General features: G+C 44.7%; 13 protein-coding genes and 1 other annotated feature. All 13 genes read left to right on the forward strand.

The window, feature by feature from the left end:
• Positions 1–109 precede the first annotated feature (109 nt).
• Positions 110–1,312, forward strand: a complete 1,203-nt coding sequence (gene tuf / locus DTOX_RS01395) for an elongation factor Tu (RefSeq protein ID WP_015755944.1) — start codon at positions 110–112, stop codon at positions 1,310–1,312.
• Positions 1,313–1,471: 159 nt separating this feature from the next.
• On the forward strand, positions 1,472–1,621 hold the full coding sequence (gene rpmG, locus DTOX_RS21890) for a 50S ribosomal protein L33 (protein ID WP_015755945.1): 150 nt from the start codon (positions 1,472–1,474) through the stop codon (positions 1,619–1,621).
• Between the two features lie 125 nt (positions 1,622–1,746).
• The gene (secE, locus tag DTOX_RS01400; RefSeq protein ID WP_015755946.1) at positions 1,747–2,118 is read left to right on the forward strand and encodes a preprotein translocase subunit SecE; all 372 of its coding nucleotides are present in this window, start codon (positions 1,747–1,749) and stop codon (positions 2,116–2,118) included.
• Between the two features lie 54 nt (positions 2,119–2,172).
• Positions 2,173–2,700, forward strand: a complete 528-nt coding sequence (gene nusG / locus DTOX_RS01405; RefSeq protein ID WP_015755947.1) for a transcription termination/antitermination protein NusG — start codon at positions 2,173–2,175, stop codon at positions 2,698–2,700.
• Positions 2,701–2,757: 57 nt separating this feature from the next.
• Positions 2,758–3,183, forward strand: a complete 426-nt coding sequence (gene rplK, locus DTOX_RS01410; protein WP_015755948.1) for a 50S ribosomal protein L11 — start codon at positions 2,758–2,760, stop codon at positions 3,181–3,183.
• An 83-nt stretch (positions 3,184–3,266) separates the two neighbouring features.
• On the forward strand, positions 3,267–3,965 hold the full coding sequence (gene rplA, locus DTOX_RS01415) for a 50S ribosomal protein L1 (protein ID WP_015755949.1): 699 nt from the start codon (positions 3,267–3,269) through the stop codon (positions 3,963–3,965).
• 15 nt (positions 3,966–3,980) lie between these two features.
• Positions 3,981–4,116 (forward strand) — a sequence feature (ribosomal protein L10 leader region).
• A gap of 28 nt (positions 4,117–4,144) precedes the next feature.
• On the forward strand, positions 4,145–4,672 hold the full coding sequence (gene rplJ / locus DTOX_RS01420; protein ID WP_015755950.1) for a 50S ribosomal protein L10: 528 nt from the start codon (positions 4,145–4,147) through the stop codon (positions 4,670–4,672).
• A gap of 73 nt (positions 4,673–4,745) precedes the next feature.
• Complete coding sequence (gene rplL / locus DTOX_RS01425) at positions 4,746–5,126, forward strand: 50S ribosomal protein L7/L12 (RefSeq protein WP_015755951.1); 381 nt, start codon at positions 4,746–4,748, stop codon at positions 5,124–5,126.
• A gap of 399 nt (positions 5,127–5,525) precedes the next feature.
• Positions 5,526–9,200 (forward strand): DNA-directed RNA polymerase subunit beta, encoded by a 3,675-nt coding sequence (gene rpoB / locus DTOX_RS01430; protein ID WP_169306033.1) that lies wholly within the window; start codon positions 5,526–5,528, stop codon positions 9,198–9,200.
• 88 nt (positions 9,201–9,288) lie between these two features.
• Positions 9,289–12,816: a DNA-directed RNA polymerase subunit beta' gene (rpoC, locus tag DTOX_RS01435; RefSeq protein ID WP_015755953.1), complete on the forward strand. Its 3,528-nt coding sequence runs from the start codon at positions 9,289–9,291 to the stop codon at positions 12,814–12,816.
• Between the two features lie 233 nt (positions 12,817–13,049).
• Positions 13,050–13,298 (forward strand): ribosomal L7Ae/L30e/S12e/Gadd45 family protein, encoded by a 249-nt coding sequence (locus DTOX_RS01440; RefSeq protein WP_015755954.1) that lies wholly within the window; start codon positions 13,050–13,052, stop codon positions 13,296–13,298.
• Between the two features lie 70 nt (positions 13,299–13,368).
• Positions 13,369–13,743: a 30S ribosomal protein S12 gene (rpsL, locus tag DTOX_RS01445; protein ID WP_015755955.1), complete on the forward strand. Its 375-nt coding sequence runs from the start codon at positions 13,369–13,371 to the stop codon at positions 13,741–13,743.
• A 47-nt stretch (positions 13,744–13,790) separates the two neighbouring features.
• Positions 13,791–14,261, forward strand: coding sequence for a 30S ribosomal protein S7 (rpsG, locus tag DTOX_RS01450; protein ID WP_015755956.1), 471 nt, complete (start codon positions 13,791–13,793; stop codon positions 14,259–14,261).
• The last annotated feature ends 12 nt before the right edge of the window (positions 14,262–14,273 follow it).

Raw genomic sequence — 14,273 nt, forward strand, 5'->3', positions numbered from 1 at the left:
TTGCCTTGTTGGTATATTTTATGAAAAAGTGGAAACAATCTTGGTATGATGAGCACAATTTAAGCGGCCTCTAGATGATTTAAGAATTTGATAAAAGGAGGAAGAACCAATGGCAAAAGCAAAATTTGAGCGGACTAAACCGCACGTTAACATTGGCACAATCGGTCACGTAGACCATGGCAAGACCACATTGACAGCGGCAATAACCGTATGTTTAGCTACAGTAGGCCAGGCTACAGTTAAGAAATATGACGAAATCGATAACGCTCCTGAAGAAAGAGAACGCGGCATCACCATCAACACAGCGCACGTAGAATATGAAACCAGCCAGCGCCACTATGCGCACGTAGATTGCCCGGGACACGCCGACTATGTAAAGAACATGATTACCGGCGCAGCGCAAATGGACGGAGCAATCCTGGTAGTGTCAGCGGCGGACGGCCCGATGCCGCAGACCAGAGAACATATCCTCTTATCCAGACAGGTAGGTGTACCCTACATCGTAGTATTCTTGAACAAGGCTGACATGGTAGATGATCCTGAACTGTTAGAGTTGGTAGATATGGAAGTAAGAGAGCTTCTTTCCATGTATGAATTTCCCGGAGATGACACACCGATCATCGCAGGTTCCGGCTTAAAAGCTTTAGAATGCGCCTGCGGCAAAAGAGAATGCGAATGGTGCGGCAAAGTATGGGAACTGATGGATGCGGTAGATGAATACATTCCCACCCCGATGCGCGATAAAGATAAGCCTTTCTTAATGCCGGTAGAAGACGTATTCACCATTACCGGACGCGGTACAGTAGCCACGGGAAGAGTGGAGCGCGGCCAGGTGAAAATCGGTGATGCCATAGAAATCGTTGGTTTGCAGGATGAGCCGAGAAAAACAGTAGTAACCGGCGTAGAAATGTTCCGCAAACTGCTTGACTACGCAGAAGCAGGTGACAACGTGGGTTGTTTACTGCGCGGCGTGGACAGAAAAGAAATCGAACGCGGTCAAGTACTGGCTAAGCCAGGCAGCATCAAGCCCCACACCAAGTTTAACGCGGAAGTGTATGTGCTTAGTAAAGAAGAGGGTGGCCGGCATACCCCGTTTTTCAACGGCTACAGACCCCAGTTTTATTTCCGTACCACTGACGTGACCGGTATTGTGAAGCTTCCGGAAGGCGTGGAGATGGTAATGCCGGGAGACAATATCAAGGTGGATATTGATTTGATTACGCCTATTGCTATTGAAGAAGGTCTGCGCTTTGCTATTCGTGAAGGCGGCAGAACTGTGGGCGCCGGTGTTGTAACAGGTATTAATGAGTAATGGTGGGAAACCCCACCATAAATTTTTAACGTAGTTGTATGCAGCCTGCTTTGAGTAAACTGATATTAAATATTGACATTAAATTTCAAGTATGATAAATTTATTAAGGCTGTTTGTGAATTTGTCGCCCGATTTTTTGGTTTTTAGGAGGTGGTATCGATGAGAGTAGGGGTTACACTGGCTTGTACCGATTGCAAACGCAGGAATTACACCACCATAAAAAATAAGAAGAATGACCCCAGCCGGATCGAGATGAAGAAGTATTGTCGATTCTGTCGAACTCATACAGTACACAAAGAAACACGGTAATGCAGTAATCTCTAAGCGCCACCGTTTATATTATAAGGAGTTTTGACGGGCAGATTGTATAAAACATGATTTTTTGCTGCCGGGTCGGGGTTATTGGATTATAAAACAAGGATGTGGCGTACTTAATGGCCTTATCAAAAAATGATACAAAGAAGAAGGGTGCGGTCAAGAAGTTAAAGGTTGATACTTTAGCTAAAGCGGCGCCTCAGGAGGAACCTAAAAAAATCAGCTTAAAAAATATGAATTTTCTGTCCCGGGATGCTATCAAAAAGAGGTTGCCGGTTAAGAGAGATGGTGTTAAGGGCAACCGTATTGAGAGTTTACAGAAGTTTTTCAAAGGTGTTTATAATGAGCTGAAAAAGGTGCACTGGCCCAATCGGCGGGAAATTGCTATTTACACCTTGGTAGTTCTTGTATCTGTTGTTTTTGTTGCTGTTCTTATATGGGTTTTTGATTCCGCTTTAAGTCAGCTCTTAAAGCTTATTTTGCCTGCGTAGTATAAGTAAGTTAAGGAGGTGAGGGGCCTAGGGCAAATTAGGTCCCTTATAGTTATGGATAAACAATGGTATGTAGTGCATACCTATTCGGGTTACGAGAATAAAGTCAAAGCAAACCTGGAAAAACGGATAGAATCCATGAATATGGAGGACAAGATTTTTCGTATTTTGGTCCCCATGGAAGATGAAGTGGAAATTAAGAACGGCAAAAAAAAGATTTCTAAGAAAAAAGTATTTCCCGGTTATGTGCTTGTAGAAATGATAATGACCGATGATTCCTGGTATGTGGTACGAAATACGCCCGGGGTTACTGGTTTTGTCGGATCAGGTTCGAAGCCGATACCTTTGAATGATGCCGAAGCTGCTCAGATCATTAAACAGATGGGTTTGGAGGAACCAAGGGCCAGATATGACTACAATACGGGCGAAATTATCAGGGTTATTTCCGGGCCGTTTGAAGGGTTTGAGGGGCATATTGAAGAATTGCTCTTAGACAAAGAAAAGGTAAGGGTTATGATTTCCATGTTTGGCCGGGAGACGCCGGTAGAACTGGATTTTACTCAGATTGCCAGGTTGGATTGAGATATAAAATTGATTTAACTGTTCAAGCAATATTATGTTGGTGAGGAGGTGTAAATTATGGCTAAAAGGGTAAAAGCAATAGTCAAACTACAAATTAACGCCGGAAAAGCCACCCCTGCTCCTCCTGTCGGCCCGGCGCTCGGTCAGCATGGCGTAAATATTATGGGCTTTGTTAAAGAATACAACGAGCGTACAGCTAAGAATGCTGGTCTGGTAATTCCGGTTGAAATCACTATTTATGAAGACAGGACATTTTCTTTTGTAACTAAAACACCGCCTGCTGCTGTCTTGCTGAAAAAAGCAGCCGGAATAGAAACTGCTTCCGGTCAGCCCAATCGCACCAAGGTTGGTAAGGTTAGCAAAGACCAGGTTAAAGAGATAGCGCAGCTCAAGATGCCCGACTTAAACGCCGCATCACTGGAAGCTGCTATGAGTATGGTGGAAGGTACCGCTCGCAGCATGGGAATTGTTGTTGAAGGTTGATATTAAGTTTAACAGCTTATAAGGGCCATGCATAAATGTGGGAGGAAATGGTTTCCGATTTACCACAAGGGAGGAATATTATTATGCCAAAACATGGGAAAAAGTATCAGGATGCCACCAAACAGGTAGAGCGGCACCGCCTTTATGAAATGACTGAAGCACTGGATCTGGTAAAAAAAGTTGCGCCGGCAAAGTTTGATGAGACAGTAGAAGTAGCCATTAGACTGGGTGTTGATCCCAGACATGCTGATCAGCAAGTGCGTGGTGCTGTTGTATTGCCCAACGGTACAGGAAAAACCCGTACAGTACTGGTATTTGCCAAGGCAGATAAGGTAAAAGAGGCTGAAGAGGCCGGAGCTGATTTTGTAGGTGCCGAAGACATGGTTGAAAAGATTCAGAAAGAAGGCTGGTTAGGTTTTGATGTGGCTATCGCTACTCCTGATATGATGGGTCTGGTTGGCAAGCTGGGGAGAATTTTAGGTCCCCGCGGCTTGATGCCGAATCCCAAGACAGGTACCGTTACTTTTGATGTAGCCAATGCAGTTAAAGAAGTTAAAGCCGGTAAGATTACCTACCGTGTTGATAAAGCAGGTATTGTACATGCCCCTATAGGTAAGGTTTCTTTTGATACCGCTAAAATTGTTGAGAATCTGCGTACTCTGGTTGATACCTTAATAAGGGTAAAACCTGCGGCTGCAAAAGGACAGTATATCAAGGGAGTTACTGTTACATCGACCATGGGTCCCGGTGTTAGCATAAATACCCAGAAGATAACTGGTTAAAGACCAATCTTAAACTTAATATAATTTTCCTTTCTGTAGAAAGTCGGTGTCAAAAGACTTAAGGGTGAAAACCGCCGGCCGAGGTAAGGGTCTGTTTCTCATGCACATGAGTGGGCCTCTGTTTTCTGCAGGGGTCTTTAATATTTTTGTGGTGAATCTTTTGAAAGGAGGTGTAGTTTTTGCCGACAAAAAAGGAAAAAGAGATATTTGTAGAAGTGGTTTATGATAAAATGCGCTCATGTAAGTCTGCTATACTGGCTGACTACAGGGGGTTAACCGTTTCTGCCGTAACAGAACTGAGAAACAAACTGAGAGAAAGCAATTCGGATTTGAAAGTGGCCAAAAATACTCTGATCAAAATCGCGGTAGACAAGATAGGCATTGAAGGACTCGATCCTTACCTGGAGGGACCTACCGCTATAGCTTTTGGGTATGATGATCCGGTGGCACCTGCAAAAATTTTGAGTGAGTTTGCCCGTACAAACAAGGATCTGGAAATTAAGGGCGGTGTGTTGGAAGGCCGCGTAATTACAGCCGATGGTGTAAAAGGATTGGCCAGTTTGCCTTCACGTGAGGTTCTTCTGGGCAAAGTTCTTGGCGGTATGCAGGCTCCGCTATATGGTTTTGCAAATGTACTGCAAGGAAATATACGCAATTTTGTCTATGTGCTTGAGGCTGTTCGCAAGCAAAAAGCAGGCGAAGCATAGTTTTTAACAGGAAAGCTGTTAGTTATTCTTAGCATGTTAAAAAAATAGTTTAAAATTATAGGAGGTTTCATTTATGTCTAAAATCAATGAAATTCTGGAAGCCGTTAAAGGGCTTACCGTGCTTGAGTTATCTGAACTGGTTAAAGCTTTTGAGGAAGAGTTTGGTGTGACCGCTGCTGCTCCGGTTGGCGTTATGGCAGCTGCACCTGCTGCCGGAGCCGCTGCAGCTGAAGTAGAAGAGCAGACCGAATTTGATGTTATTTTAACATCTGTAGGCGATAAGAAAATCAACGTAATTAAGGTTGTGCGTGAAATAACCGGACTCGGCCTGAAAGAGGCCAAGGAAGTAGTTGACAACGCTCCCAAGCCGATTAAAGAAAAAGTAAGCAAGGAAGAAGCCGAATCAATGAAGGCAAAGTTAGTTGAAGCAGGCGCGTCCGTGGAAATCAAGTAAATAATCTTAGAGGTGTTGAGAATCTGTATTAACAAAAATAAAGCTGTGGGCTAATCCCGCAGCTTTTTGCATAAATAAATACTTACAAGAAAATTGCTTCAACCGGTTTTCGAGGCAGCTATATGCGCTTGTGCTCGTCGGCAATATAAAAAAATTAATATAGTTCTTGACAACCAATACCACCTGTGCTATTATTATAAAATGCCATTTAGGGTTTTCCTGCCATGGATTGGTTAGTATGTGTATGAGAGGAAGAATTGATGCAAATACTAAGATATATGGCTAAATATTAATACCGGTTTTAAAGCGAGGTATGGTAATTAACTGACCTTGCTTTTCGTTGTCGATGACTTTGGTTAACTGGCTGTTTTTAATTTTATGGGGGGCGTGATGCACTGGATGGTCTATGCTGAAAAGCTGGGTACTAGAGAGCGGCTGAATTTCGGTAAATTTAAAGAGGTACTTGATTTACCCAACCTTATTGAGGTGCAGAGAAATTCTTATAAGTGGTTTCTTAAAAACGGCTTGCGGGAAGTATTTCATGACATTTCTCCTATTCAGGATTTTACAGGAAATTTAGTACTGGAATTTTTGGATTATACTTTGGGTGAACCCAAGTATTTTGTGGAAGAATGTAAAGAGCGTGATGTAACCTATGCTGCACCGCTGAGAGTTAAAGTGCGGTTAATAAATAAAGAAACCGGTGAAGTAAAAGAGCAGGAAGTCTTCATGGGTGATTTCCCTTTGATGACAGAAAAGGGAACCTTTATTATTAATGGTGCCGAGCGGGTAATTGTCAGCCAGTTGGTAAGGTCGCCCGGTGTGTATTTCGCTGAACAAATAGATCCCAGCGGAAAGAAACTATTCTCCGCTACAATAATTCCTAACAGGGGTGCCTGGTTGGAGTTTGAAACAGATGTCAATGATCATGTTTTTGTGCGCATTGATCGCACCAGGAAAATCCCGGCAACAGTTTTGATCCGCGCCCTTGGCTACAGTTCTGATGCCATGGTAATGGAAGAGTTCGGTGAGGATAAGAATATCCAGGAAACCTTGAGCAGGGACAACACCGGTTCCGAAGAGGATGCTTTGGTAGAAATTTATAAAAGACTGCGGCCGGGTGAACCCCCTACTGTGGAAAGTGCTCGCACCTTACTGGAAACCTTATTTTTTGATCCGAAGCGCTATGATTTAGCCAATGTAGGGCGTTATAAATTACATAAAAAATTGCAGCACGGAGTACTGTATCGTTACCCGGAAGAACAAAGCGGCAAGATAGAATATGATGAGATTCTCAAACAGGAATTGCCGGTTGAAAGAGAATTTATCCGTGAACTGACGCCAAAGGATATTCTGGATACGATAAAATACCTGCTGCGTTTAGTACAGGGTATTACAGAAGAAAAAGACCCTCTGGGTAGAAATATAGAGTATACGGTTGATGATATCGATCACTTGGGCAACAGGCGCTTGAGATCTGTTGGTGAACTGTTGCAGAACCAGTTTCGTATTGGTTTATCCAGGATGGAAAGGGTTGTTCGTGAAAGAATGACCATTCAAGATGTGGATGTGATTACACCACAAGTTTTGATCAATATCCGGCCTGTGGTAGCATCCATAAAAGAGTTTTTTGGTTCCAGCCAGCTATCACAATTTATGGATCAAACTAACCCGCTGGCCGAATTAACACATAAGCGCCGTTTATCTGCTCTGGGACCGGGTGGATTAAGCCGTGAGAGAGCCGGTTTTGAGGTGCGCGACGTACACCACTCCCACTACGGGCGTATGTGTCCTATTGAAACTCCTGAAGGTCCTAACATTGGATTAATAGGTTCTCTGAGCACATATGCGAGGATAAACCAGTTTGGTTTTATTGAAACACCATACAGACGTGTAGATAAGGAAAAAAGAATTGTAACCAATGAGATAGAGTACCTGACTGCCGATGTTGAAGATAGGAATATCATCGCTCAGGCTAACGCGCCGCTGAATAAAGAAGGCTTTTTTACAGAGCAGGCGGTCAATGCCAGACATGGCCATGAGATTCTAAAAGTGCCGGGTGAAAAGATCGACTTTATGGACGTTTCTCCTAAGCAGGTGTTTAGTATTGCCACAGCTTTAATCCCGTTTTTGGAGCACGATGATGCCAACCGTGCTTTGATGGGAGCAAACATGCAGCGCCAGGCGGTTCCTCTTGTTAAGGCCCAGGCGCCTGTAGTCGGCACAGGTGTTGAATATAAAGCTGCCCGTGACTCGGGTGTTGTGCCTTTGGCCAGGAAAAGCGGCATAGTCGAAAAGGTTACGGCTAATGATATTATGATTAGGTCAGATGACGGTACATCTGATTATCATAAATTATTAAAATTCACTCGTTCCAACCAGGGCACTTGCATTAACCAGAGACCCATTGTAACTAAAGGCCAGAGAGTTGACGAGGGAGACATAATAGCAGACGGTCCGGCTACGGATAATGGTGAGCTGGCGTTGGGCCGCAACATTTTGGTGGCCTTTATGCCCTGGGATGGTTATAACTATGAAGATGCTATATTAATCAGTGAAAAAGCCGTTAAAGAGGACTTTTTTACCTCTATCCATATAGAAGAGTATGAGTGTGACGCCCGTGATACGAAGCTTGGTCCGGAAGAGATAACTCGCGATATTCCAAATGTAGGAGAAGAAATTTTAAAAGATCTGGATGACCGCGGGATTATACGGGTGGGAGCCGAAGTGCGTCCAGGCGATATTATGGTTGGCAAAGTAACGCCCAAAGGTGAAACAGAGTTAACCGCGGAAGAAAGACTCCTGCGTGCTATTTTTGGCGAAAAAGCCAGAGAAGTACGGGATACATCCTTGCGTGTACCGCACGGTGAAGCAGGTAAAATTGTAGATGTTAAGGTGTTTTCCCGTGATAATGGGGACGAATTGCCTCCCGGCGTGAATCACCTTGTACGGGTTTATATAGCCCAGAAAAGGAAAATATCAGTGGGAGATAAGATGGCTGGGCGGCATGGCAACAAAGGGGTTGTAGCCCGTATTATGCCGGAAGAGGATATGCCGTTTTTGCCGGACGGTACCCCCATAGAGATTGTATTGAATCCACTGGGCGTGCCTTCCCGCATGAATATCGGGCAGGTGCTGGAAACACACCTCGGTTGGGCAGCCCGGAAACTTGGTTGTTATGTATCTACCCCAGTTTTTAACGGTGCCACAGAAAGTGATATTTTAGAGTTTTTGAGAAAGGCCGATTTGCCTGATACAGCTAAAACGACGCTGCATGACGGGAGAACAGGTGAACCTTTTGATAACCCGATTACAGTTGGTTACGTATATATGTTAAAACTGCACCACCTGGTGGATGATAAGATTCATGCCCGTTCTACCGGCCCTTATTCACTGGTTACCCAGCAGCCTCTTGGCGGTAAAGCTCAATTTGGCGGTCAGAGATTTGGTGAGATGGAAGTTTGGGCGTTGGAGGCTTACGGTTCAGCTTATACCTTACAGGAAATCTTAACGGTGAAGTCAGATGATGTTGTAGGACGAGTTAAAACCTACGAGGCAATTGTAAAAGGTGAAAATGTACCTGAGCCTGGTGTGCCGGAATCTTTTAAGGTGCTGATAAAAGAGTTGCAGAGCTTGGGGTTGGATGTAAAGGTGCTTTCCGAGGACGACAGGGAAATTGAAATTAAAGAGATCGAAGAAGATATTGTGGAAACAGCCAAGGAATTAGGTATTGATTTGCAGGATGGAGGTTCCAAGTCTACGCAAAAAGAAAGGATTGATCCGCCTGGTTGCTCAATTGAGCGGGTCGATGATGATCTGGAGGATGAGTTGGAAGAAGATGATGAGGAGTTTAACGAAGACTTTTTGCTCCAGGAGGTTAAGCTGGCTCAAGGTGGAAAATTATCCGAGGATATTATTGATGAGCCGGCAGATGAAGAGGATTTTCTTGATGCTGAAGATGAGGATTTTGCCGATGATATTGTCGGCGTAAAATCTAAGCGGCTCTCCAATACTGATGAATGGGACGAAGATTTAGATTACCCGGACGAAGATTATGACCTGGATGATGAATAATATATGCACTTGTGATTACGGTCTGATTTGACGACCAATTTCTATAGGCATTTTCACAGACACTTTCCTTGAAGGGAGAGAGGTCCATTTGCTGGATCTTAATAATTTTGATCGTATTCGGATTGGATTGGCATCCCCTGAACAGATTCGCGAGTGGTCAAGCGGTGAGGTTAAGAAACCTGAGACTATCAATTACCGGACATTAAAACCGGAAAGAGATGGCTTGTTTTGTGAACGTATTTTTGGACCCACCAGGGATTGGGAATGTCATTGCGGCAAGTACAAAAGGGTTCGTTATAAAGGAGTGGTTTGTGATCGTTGCGGTGTGGAAGTGACTCGTTCCAAGGTGCGTAGAGAAAGATTGGGACATATTGAACTGGCTGCGCCGGTATCGCATATTTGGTACTTTAAAGGTATACCCAGTCGAATGGGTTTACTGTTGGATATGTCTCCTCGCGCTCTGGAAAAAGTATTGTACTTTGTCTCCTATATCGTAACTGATCAGGGTAATACTACTCTTATTAAAAAGCAGCTGTTAACTGAAACGGAATATCGTGATAATAAGGAAAAGTTCGGCAACGAGTTTCATGCCGGCATGGGTGCCGAAGCGATTAAGATTCTTTTGGAAGAAATAAATTTGAATGAGATGAGCAGGGAGCTCCGTGCTGAACTAAAGGAAGTTACAGGGCAGCGAAAGATAAGAGCAATTCGTCGGCTGGAAGTTGTCGAAGCTTTTAAGAAATCCGGCAATCGGCCGGAATGGATGATTATGGATGTGGTTCCTGTTATTCCGCCTGAACTAAGGCCAATGGTGCAATTAGACGGGGGGAGGTTTGCCACCTCGGATTTAAATGATTTGTACCGTCGTGTGATTAACCGGAACAACCGTTTAAAGAGACTGCTGGATTTGGGTGCACCGGATATCATAGTTCGTAATGAAAAGAGAATGCTCCAGGAAGCAGTGGATGCTTTAATTGATAATGGCCGGCGAGGCCGGCCGGTAACAGGTCCGGGCAACCGTCCTTTGAAATCCTTAAGCGACATGCTGAAAGGCAAGCAGGGCAGGTTCAGACAGAACCTGCTGGGTAAGAGGGTAGACTATTCGGGTCGCTCGGTTATTGTAGTTGGTCCCCGCCTGCAGTTGCACCAGTGTGGTTTGCCCAAAGAGATGGCGCTGGAATTATTTAAACCTTTTGTAATGAAAAGATTGGTGAACGAGGGTTGCGCGCATAATATAAAAAGCGCCAAGCGTATGGTTGAGCGGGTTCGTTCAGAAGTTTGGGACGTTCTGGAAGATGTTATTAAGGAGCACCCGGTCCTGTTAAACCGTGCCCCGACTTTGCACCGTTTAGGAATTCAGGCTTTCGAACCGATTTTAGTAGAGGGTAAAGCTATTCAGATTCACCCGATGGTGTGTACTGCCTATAATGCTGATTTTGACGGCGACCAGATGGCTGTGCACGTGCCTCTTTCCGCGGAAGCCCAGGCTGAGGCGAGATTGTTAATGCTTTCTGCCAATAATATTTTAAATCCTAAGGATGGAAAACCGGTTGCAATCCCAACGCAGGACATGGTGCTCGGTTGTTACTATCTCACGGTAGAGAAAAAAGGTGATTTTGGGGAAGGTAAAGCCTTTAAGGATGAAGATGAAGCTATTATGGCTTATTACAATAAGGCCTGCAGCCTACACGCCAGAATCAGAGTGAGGCGTTCCGACGGCAAGCTTCTTTCCACAACTATTGGCAGGCTAATTTTTAATGCGGTTATTCCAGAAGAATTGGGCTATATTAATAAAGTAGTTGACAAAAAGGTCTCCAGCAAAATAGTAGATGATTGTTACCGCAAGCTGGGCTACGCTGCTACTGCTAATCTACTGGACGGCATCAAGACACTTGGGTATGAGTTTGCTACCAGGGCCGGTGTGACAGTTGGTGTGGCTGACGTAACTATACCTGAGGCCAAGAAAGAAATATTGCTCGAATCCGAACAGAAGGTTCGCGATATTGAGAGGCAGTACAGGCGTGGTTTGATTACTGAGGATGAGAGATACCGGCAAGTGATCAATATTTGGAACAGCGCCACTGACCGGGTGACTAAAGCTCTGATGACTTCCTTGGATAAGTTTAATCCCGTGTACATGATGGCCACCTCCGGGGCCCGCGGTAATATCCAGCAGATTCGACAGTTAGCCGGTATGAGAGGCTTGATGGCTGATCCTTCGGGCAGGATTATTGACTTACCGATTAAGGCTAATTTCCGTGAAGGTCTTACTGTTTTGGAGTACTTCATTTCCACGCACGGTGCCAGAAAAGGATTGGCCGATACAGCTCTCAGGACCGCTGATTCAGGATACTTGACCAGGCGTTTAGTTGATGTTTCGCAGGACGTCATAGTAAGAGAAGTAGATTGCGGCACCGCGGAAGGCATCGAAGTGGGTGAGGTCAGGGACGGTACGGAAATTATTGAGAAGATTGAGGATCGTATTGAGGGCAGAGTACTTGTAGAGGATATTATTGATCCAAGAACCGGAGAAATACTCGTGGCCTGCCGAAATGAGGATGGAACTCCCCATGAGGTTAGCAGAGAAGATACAGAGCGAATAAAAGATGTCAACGAAAGAGAGAGCAATGAAGAAATACAGAAAAAGGTTGAAAGCATTAAAATTCGTTCGGTCTTAACCTGCAAAAGCAGGTACGGAGTTTGCATTAACTGCTATGGCCGCAACCTGGCTACCGGGAGAAAGGTGGATATCGGAGAAGCGGTAGGTATTATTGCCGCTCAGTCTATCGGTGAACCTGGTACACAGCTTACTATGCGTACCTTCCATACCGGGGGTGTGGCAGGAGATGATATAACTCAAGGTTTGCCGAGGGTAGAAGAATTATTTGAAGCCAGACGGCCCAAAGGCCAGGCTGTGGTAACTGAAATAACCGGTAACGTGGAAATTAGGGAAGTAAAAGGACGCCGTGAGATTGAGGTAACGGCTGTCGATTCCGGCGAGGCTACAGTTTATGCCGTTCCTTTTGGAGCTCGCATTAAAGTTAGGGATGGTCAGAGGGTAGAAGCGGGAGATGCCCTGACCGAAGGCTCGGTAAATCCACATGACTTGCTTAAAATTAAAGGGACGCGGGGGGTACAAGTGTACCTGCTGCAGGAAGTTCAGCGAGTATACGGTTTGCAGGGCGTTGACATTAATGATAAACACATAGAAGTGATGATCAGGCAGATGCTGCGCAAAGTAAAGGTTGAGGAACAGGGTGACACCTCATTGCTGCCGGGAGGTTTGATTGATATCTTTGAATTTGAGGAAGAGAATAGCGCTGTGATAGCTGAAGGTGGCGAACCTGCCACGGCCAGAGCCGTGCTCTTAGGTATCACCAAGGCTTCCTTGGCTACCGACTCCTTCTTGTCAGCCGCCTCATTCCAGGAAACCACCAGAGTGCTGACTGAGGCTGCTATAAAAGGCAAGCTGGATCCCCTGTTAGGCTTGAAGGAAAACGTTATTATCGGTAAATTGGTGCCCGCCGGCACAGGTATGTCTCGTTACCGTAACATCGAACTGCTGTCAGGTAACAATGACCAGGATGATGCCGGTGTTATGGATGAGAGGCAATAGGCTATTGATAATTATTTTTTAGATAAGAATAAGATCATTGCTTATTCATAAATCAGTGACATATATAATCGGTTGCAGGGTTCAATTAAAATTTAAAAGGACCTTGCAACCAGGCAGCTTCTTTGCAGATCCGTTAAGGGCATAATTCCAATGTGGGTGAAAAGGATAAATATTGACAATGATTCCTGATGATGATATTATATATAAGTGTCTGAAATCGGGAGGTTTTTGCTATGCCTTATGAGCGGTTGAAACTGGCACAGAAGAAAACTGTCGGGCTGAAGCAGACCTTAAAGGCTTGCCATCGCGGAAACGTTGAGTGTGTCTATATAGCTACAGATGCAGAAGCAAATGTAACAGCGCCTGTCCAAAAGCTGTGCCAGGAGAAAAGTATCGCTGTTGTAAAGGTAAAATCAATGCGTGATTTGGGTAAAGCTTGTGGAATTGAGGTTGCCTGCGCAGTTGCAGCTGCTATAAAGTGAATTTTTGGCGGTAATAACCGTCAATTATTAGTTATTATAAAATTACATGGCGGGGAAGGAGGTGGATGGTGTGCCGACTATTAACCAATTGGTGCATAAAGGGAGAAGCAGTCTTATAACCAAGTCAACTGCCCCCGCACTGAAGGAATGTCCCCAAAAACGGGGAGTATGTACTAGAGTGTACACTACAACACCTAAAAAACCAAACTCTGCATTGCGTAAAGTTGCCAGGGTAAGGTTGACCAATGGCATTGAGGTTACTTCCTATATTCCCGGCATTGGTCATAACCTGCAGGAGCACTCGGTGGTTCTTGTCAGGGGAGGAAGGGTAAAAGACCTGCCAGGTGTCCGTTATCATATTGTGCGCGGAGCTTTGGACACAGCCGGTGTTCAAAATAGGAACAGAAGTCGTTCCAAGTATGGTACCAAGCGACCGAAAAAATAGGATTCAATAATACGCCAGGGTATTTAAAAAGCAAAGGGGGGATATAAATGCCAAGAAGGAGTCGACAGACAAAAAGGGATGTTATGCAGGATCCGGTTTATAATAATAAAATAGTGACGAAATTAATTAACCAGATTATGCAAAGCGGAAAAAAAGGTGTAGCTGAGTCTATTGTTTATGATGCCTTTGATATTATAAAAGAGAAGACCGGAAAAGATCCTTTGGAAGTTTTTGACCAGGCACTGAAGAATGTTATGCCGGTGTTGGAGGTTAAGGCGCGCCGTGTAGGTGGAGCCAACTACCAGGTTCCGATAGAGGTGCGTCATGATCGCAGGCAGACACTGGCAATTCGTTGGTTGACCAAATATTCCCGCGATCGTTCCGGTCGGACTATGAGAGAAAGACTCGCCAGTGAAATTCTGGATGCAGCTGCGTCAACCGGTGCAACTTTTAAGAAGAAAGAAGATACACATAAGATGGCAGAGGCCAACAAGGCATTCGCGCATTACAGGTGGTAAGGGAGGATCTTT

The organism is Desulfofarcimen acetoxidans DSM 771, from assembly GCF_000024205.1.
Taxonomy (GTDB): domain Bacteria; phylum Bacillota; class Desulfotomaculia; order Desulfotomaculales; family Desulfofarciminaceae; genus Desulfofarcimen; species Desulfofarcimen acetoxidans.

Coding starts and splice junctions, on each gene's coding strand:
- tuf (WP_015755944.1), top strand. CDS start 110: ATGGCAAAAGCAAAATTTGAGCGGACTAAACCGCACGTTAACATTGGC.
- rpmG (WP_015755945.1), top strand. CDS start 1,472: ATGAGAGTAGGGGTTACACTGGCTTGTACCGATTGCAAACGCAGGAAT.
- secE (WP_015755946.1), top strand. CDS start 1,747: ATGGCCTTATCAAAAAATGATACAAAGAAGAAGGGTGCGGTCAAGAAG.
- nusG (WP_015755947.1), top strand. CDS start 2,173: ATGGATAAACAATGGTATGTAGTGCATACCTATTCGGGTTACGAGAAT.
- rplK (WP_015755948.1), top strand. CDS start 2,758: ATGGCTAAAAGGGTAAAAGCAATAGTCAAACTACAAATTAACGCCGGA.
- rplA (WP_015755949.1), top strand. CDS start 3,267: ATGCCAAAACATGGGAAAAAGTATCAGGATGCCACCAAACAGGTAGAG.
- rplL (WP_015755951.1), top strand. CDS start 4,746: ATGTCTAAAATCAATGAAATTCTGGAAGCCGTTAAAGGGCTTACCGTG.
- rpoB (WP_169306033.1), top strand. CDS start 5,526: ATGGTCTATGCTGAAAAGCTGGGTACTAGAGAGCGGCTGAATTTCGGT.
- DTOX_RS01440 (WP_015755954.1), top strand. CDS start 13,050: ATGCCTTATGAGCGGTTGAAACTGGCACAGAAGAAAACTGTCGGGCTG.
- rpsG (WP_015755956.1), top strand. CDS start 13,791: ATGCCAAGAAGGAGTCGACAGACAAAAAGGGATGTTATGCAGGATCCG.